4 protein-coding genes are annotated in these 3,391 nt (G+C 23.1%); 2 read left to right on the top strand and 2 right to left on the bottom strand.

The features are described 5' to 3' along the window. Nucleotides 1–333 precede the first annotated feature (333 nt). Complete coding sequence (gene lexA / locus Q4E08_RS11945; RefSeq protein WP_303131219.1) at nucleotides 334–939, bottom strand: transcriptional repressor LexA; 606 nt, start codon at nucleotides 937–939, stop codon at nucleotides 334–336. A 149-nt stretch (nucleotides 940–1,088) separates the two neighbouring features. On the opposite strand from lexA, the gene Q4E08_RS11940 reads away from it, so the two are divergent. Continuing rightward, nucleotides 1,089–1,514, top strand: a complete 426-nt coding sequence (locus Q4E08_RS11940; RefSeq protein ID WP_303131217.1) for a hypothetical protein — start codon at nucleotides 1,089–1,091, stop codon at nucleotides 1,512–1,514. Nucleotides 1,515–1,603: 89 nt separating this feature from the next. Further along, nucleotides 1,604–2,161 carry a hypothetical protein gene (locus tag Q4E08_RS11935; protein WP_303131215.1) on the top strand — a complete coding sequence of 186 codons (558 nt, stop codon included), beginning with the start codon at nucleotides 1,604–1,606 and terminating at the stop codon, nucleotides 2,159–2,161. Nucleotides 2,162–2,221: 60 nt separating this feature from the next. On the opposite strand, the gene Q4E08_RS11930 is transcribed toward Q4E08_RS11935, so the two are convergent. Next, nucleotides 2,222–3,214 carry a tyrosine recombinase XerC gene (locus tag Q4E08_RS11930; protein WP_303131213.1) on the bottom strand — a complete coding sequence of 331 codons (993 nt, stop codon included), beginning with the start codon at nucleotides 3,212–3,214 and terminating at the stop codon, nucleotides 2,222–2,224. Between the last annotated feature and the right edge of the window lie 177 nt (nucleotides 3,215–3,391).

Below are 3,391 nucleotides of genomic sequence, written 5' to 3'. Positions count from 1 at the left end.
ATATTAAATAAGTATTTTTAAAATCAAAATAAAAAATATATTTTATAAATATTCTAATAATAAAACATAAAATAGAATAGAGTAGTATTAATTTAAAATATGTTATAAATGTTATTATAAATTTTCCATTATAATTTATTAAATTATATCCTAATAAATAAAAAATATAAAAAAACATTAATATAAATATAAAAAATCTTATATTGAAAGAATAATTTTCTTTATAGGTATTAGTTTCTTTTATTAAAATTTTCACTTTTCATACTCCTTATAAATCTAAAATAAAAAAGAGACTCATACTTTTTATATATGAACCTCTTAATTAATATATTCTTAATATGATCTAAAAATCCCAACTAACTTACCTAATATTTTACAATCATCAACTATCATAGGTAACATAGCATCATTTTCTGGTTGTAATCTTATATGATCATTTTCTTTAAAAAATCTCTTAATAGTTGAAGAGTCATCAATTAAAGCTACTACTATATCACCATTAGAAGCATGTTGAGTTTTTTCTATAATGGCTAAATCTCCATCATTAATTCCAGCATTTATCATACTATTACCGCTTACTCTAAGCATAAAAAGTTCATTGTTGTGCTTAATAAAATCAAGTGGCAATGTAAAAGTATCTTCAATATTTTCAGTAGCTAATATAGGAGTGCCTGCTGTTATATTTCCAACTATAGGAATATTTATCATTTCACGTTTTGGCTGTAAGAATTCAATGATTTCTAATGCCCTAGGTTTTGTAGGATCTCTCTTTATAAGCCCCTTTTTTTCTAATCTTTTTAAGTGCCCATGTACTGTTGATGTAGATTTTAAGCTAACCGCTTCACAAATCTCTCTTACAGATGGTGGGTAACCTTTATTTTCAGTATAATTTTTTAGGAATTCATATATTTGACTTTGTTTATCTTTACCATCTAACATTGCATAGCACCTCACGTTTTTTTATTAATTATAACATATGATTATTAATATATCAAACTTATGTTCTTAGAACATAAGTTCTATTTGCTATATTTATTTTTATTTGTTATAATGTAATTTGATTTTGCACTTTAGAAGGTGGTGTATGTATGAAAAAAAAATATAACGAAGATGATTATTGCGATTTATATGAAAATAAAATTTGCGATAATTGCGGTAAATGTTTAGAAAATGAAGGTGTTGATATAAGAGCTATAAAAATAGAAGATATATCAAAAAATATAGAAGAAAATAAATTTCTTGAAGAAGAATTTAAAAATACAATAGCTAAAGCTAAAAATATTGATCCTTCTTTAGAAAAAGAAGATTTAGAAAAAGCTTTAAAAGAAGCTTATTCAATGATACAAGGACAACTAGACGATTCTATATCTAAAAGCGATGAGCAAGAAGATTATGTAGATGCATTTGAGTTTGTAGAATATTTAGATGAAGCAAACCTTGATTATGATTCTTTAGAAGATAACACAGAAGAAATATTTCCTGGAGTAAGAAGATTAGTTAAGAGAAGCAACTAAATTTAGTTGCTTCTTTTATTTTGGTATAATTTATACATTTTAATAAAATACTATTATTGTAGCAATTTACATGATAGGAGAGATATTATATGAAGAAAACTAAATTATTAATTATTATAGGATTATTAGCAACATCACTTTCATCATTTATTTCTTGTAGTCCTAAACAAACTGTTGAAGATACAAAAGAAAAAGTGGAACAAGGCTATGATGCAACTAAAGAGAAAGTAAAAGAAGGAGTAGATTCAGCAAAGGATCTTGCAGATAATATATTCGATGATGAAGAAATGAAATTTGATAAACAATCATTAAAAGACACCTTAAACTCAAAAGGTTTTGAACCAAAACAAGAAGAAGATAAAAATAGTAATTCTATGAAAAAAATATTCTCTGTTGATGGAAAAACATTAAAAATAAAAAATGGTGAAATATATGTTTATGAATATGATAAAAACCAAAAAGATAAGCTTAAAAATGATCTTAATTCAATTCAAAATAATGGAACTACAATAAGTGGAGAAGATATAAAGTGGAATAAATCACCACATTTTTATAGTAAAGGCAGAGTAGTTGTAGTATATGATGGAGATAATAAAGAAATTATTAATGTTTTAAATGAAATTATGGGAATGCCTGTAATAGGATAGTTTAAAATAAAATAAAAATGATATTCTATGAATATAGAATATCATTTTTATTTTAAACAACTAAATATTAGCTAAAGGATTAGATTTAACAGCATCTCTTAATGTATCATCATCTACATGAGTATATATTTGAGTAGTAGAAATATTTTCATGACCTAGTATATTTTGAAGAGCTCTTATATCCACATTTCCATATTTATACATAAGAGTAGCGGCTGTATGTCTTAATTTATGTGGAGTATACTTTTCATCTCTAAGACCAGCTCTTTTTGTATAGTTTTTAACCATTATTTCTACAGTTCTTTTATTTATTGGGGTTCCTCTATTAGATAAAAATAAATATTTTTTATTTTCTTCTGAAACTTTAGAAATATCTCTGTTTTTTATATAATTATCAATAGCTTTAATACAAGCATCGTTTAAATAAACTGTTCTTTCCTTATTACCTTTACCAATGATAGTTAATATATCACCTGATATTTTTTCTAACTTTATATTACAAAGTTCTGATAATCTCATTCCACAATTTAAAAATAAAGTTATTATACAATAATCTCTGTAATAATTTTTATTTTTCTTATCTATAGACTTTAATAATTGAATACTTTCATTTAAATTTAAGTAAATAGGATGCCTTTTATTAATTTTAGGTGATTCTAATTCTAAAGTTGGATTTTCATCTATTATTTTTAATTTGGTTTGCAAAAACTTAAAAAAAGACTTTAAACTAGCAACTTTTCTAGCTCTAGCATATGAGCTATTATTTCGATATTTTTCTAAAAAACTCATAAATGCATATAATTCCGATAGCTTTATATTTTTTATAGAAATTTCATTAATATCATTTATTTTAATATCTTCAAATTCTATATTTTTATTTTCAATCTCATTTCTATATAATTTCAAGAACCTAAAAAACATAGTAAGATCTATTTTATATGCTTCAATAGTATTTTCTGATTTTCCCTTTATAGTTTCTAAATAATTTAAAAAGTCTATAACAATAGGCGGGAGTTCGTTTGTTTTCCTAAGCTCAGTAAAATCGTAAATCATAATTACACCTACTTAAATATATTTTATAGTTCATTCTAACATAATTATATTTTATTTAAAAGTTAAATTTTAAATGAATATTTTATTTAAGATTGTTGAAATTATATAGAAATCTACTTAAATTATTTCGCTAAATGATTATTTAGCGAAATAATTTGTTTTTTTAATTACATATTT

The organism is Clostridium sp. (assembly GCF_030532265.1).
Lineage (GTDB): Bacteria > Bacillota > Clostridia > Clostridiales > Clostridiaceae > Clostridium.
The sequence above is the reverse complement of the archived record's forward strand: the minus strand, read 5'-3'. Positions and strand labels throughout refer to the sequence as shown.

What these genes read in the sequence shown, in the direction of transcription:
- lexA (WP_303131219.1), bottom strand. Translation starts at nt 939, where the DNA reads ATGTTAGATGGTAAAGATAAACAAAGTCAAATATATGAATTCCTAAAA.
- Q4E08_RS11940 (WP_303131217.1), top strand. Translation starts at nt 1,089, where the DNA reads ATGAAAAAAAAATATAACGAAGATGATTATTGCGATTTATATGAAAAT.
- Q4E08_RS11935 (WP_303131215.1), top strand. Translation starts at nt 1,604, where the DNA reads ATGAAGAAAACTAAATTATTAATTATTATAGGATTATTAGCAACATCA.
- Q4E08_RS11930 (WP_303131213.1), bottom strand. Translation starts at nt 3,214, where the DNA reads ATGATTTACGATTTTACTGAGCTTAGGAAAACAAACGAACTCCCGCCT.